Here is a 1,998-nt window from a genome sequence, read left to right on the forward strand (position 1 = left end):
TGTTGTGTGTTGTTTGAGAACTGCACAGTGGACGCGAGCATCTTTGTTGTAAGTGTTTATGAGCGTACGGTGGATGCCTTGGCACCAGGAGCCGATGAAGGACGTGGGAGGCTGCGATATGCCTCGGGGAGCTGTCAACCGAGCTGTGATCCGAGGATTTCCGAATGGGGAAACCCAGCACGAGTGATGTCGTGTTACCCGCACCTGAATATATAGGGTGTGTGGAGGGAACGTGGGGAAGTGAAACATCTCAGTACCCACAGGAAGAGAAAACAACATGTGATTCCGTGAGTAGTGGCGAGCGAAAGCGGATGAGGCTAAACCGAGTACATGTGATACCTGGCAGGGGTTGTGTATTCGGGGTTGTGGGGTTCGTTGTGTCGGCGCTGCCATGCCGGCCGACAGTGAGAAATCGTCGTGTTAGTCGAAGTGGTCTGGAACGGCCTGTCGTAGAGGGTGAGAATCCCGTAGACGAAAACACGGCGACTGTCGATTCGAATACCCGAGTAGCACCGGGCCCGTGAAATCCGGTGTGAATCTGTCGGGACCACCCGATAAGCCTGAATACTCCCTGGTGACCGATAGCGGACTAGTACCGTGAGGGAAAGGTGAAAAGTACCCCGGGAGGGGAGTGAAATAGTACCTGAAACCGTGCGCTTACAATCCGTCAGAGCCGATGCACGATTCAGTTCGTGGTGGGTGATGGCGTGCCTTTTGAAGAATGAGCCTGCGAGTTAGTGGCATGTCGCGAGGTTAACCCGTGTGGGGTAGTCGTAGCGAAAGCGAGTCCGAATAGGGCGCATGTAGTGGCATGTTCTAGACCCGAAGCGGAGTGATCTACCCATGGCCAGGGTGAAGCGATGGTAAGACGTCGTGGAGGCCCGAACCCACTTAGGTTGAAAACTGAGGGGATGAGTTGTGGGTAGGGGTGAAAGGCCAATCAAACTCCGTGATAGCTGGTTCTCCCCGAAATGCATTTAGGTGCAGCGTCGCGTGTTTCTCACCGGAGGTAGAGCTACTGGATGGTCTAGGGGGCCCACAAGCTTACCGAAATCAGCCAAACTCCGAATGCCGGTGAGTGAGAGCGCGGCAGTGAGACTGCGGGGGATAAGCTTCGTAGTCGAGAGGGAAACAGCCCAGATCGCCGGCTAAGGCCCCTAAGCGTGTACTAAGTGGAAAAGGATGTGGGATCGCTGAGACAACCAGGAGGTTGGCTTAGAAGCAGCCACCCTTGAAAGAGTGCGTAATAGCTCACTGGTCAAGTGGTTCTGCGCCGACAATGTAGCGGGGCTCAAGTACACCGCCGAAGCCGCGGCACTCACACAACACCCCGGAAGGGTTACGACTTTTCCGGCAGTGGTGTGGGTGGGTAGGGGAGCGTCGTGCAGCCGCGGAAGCGCCGGAGTGATCCAGGTGTGGAGGCTGCGCGAGTGAGAATGCAGGCATGAGTAGCGAAAGACGAGTGAGAAACTCGTCCGCCGGATGACCAAGGGTTCCTGGGCCAGGTTAATCCGCCCAGGGTGAGTCGGGACCTAAGGCGAGGCCGACAGGCGTAGTCGATGGACAACGGGTTGATATTCCCGTACCCGTGTATCCGCGCCCAATGGCGAATCAGTTGTGCTAACCGTCCAAAAATCCTCATTGTTCCTTCGGGAACTGTGGGGATGGCTGCACGGGACCCCGGTTGTAGTAGTCAAGCGATGGGGTGACGCAGGAAGGTAGCTGGGCCAGGTGATGGAATACCTGGTGTAAGCCGGTAGGGCGTGACATAGGCAAATCCGTGTCACATACGGCCTGAGAGGTGATGCGTACCCGTTGAGGGGAATTCAGTGATCCTATGCTGCCGAGAAAAGCCTCTAGTGAGTTGGTACACGGCCCGTACCCCAAACCGACACAGGTGGTCAGGTAGAGAATACCGAGGCGATCGAGAGAACTGTGGTTAAGGAACTCGGCAAAATGCCCCCGTAACTTCGGGAGAAGGGGGACCACGCCCGGTGA

At 56.4% G+C, this 1,998-nt stretch carries 1 rRNA gene; it reads left to right on the top strand.

Annotated features, from left to right (window positions below):
• Positions 1-46 precede the first annotated feature (46 nt).
• Positions 47-1,998 (top strand): 23S ribosomal RNA (locus ACLBYD_RS30665); the annotation flags it as partial.

It is taken from the genome of Rhodococcus sp. C26F, assembly GCF_053345925.1.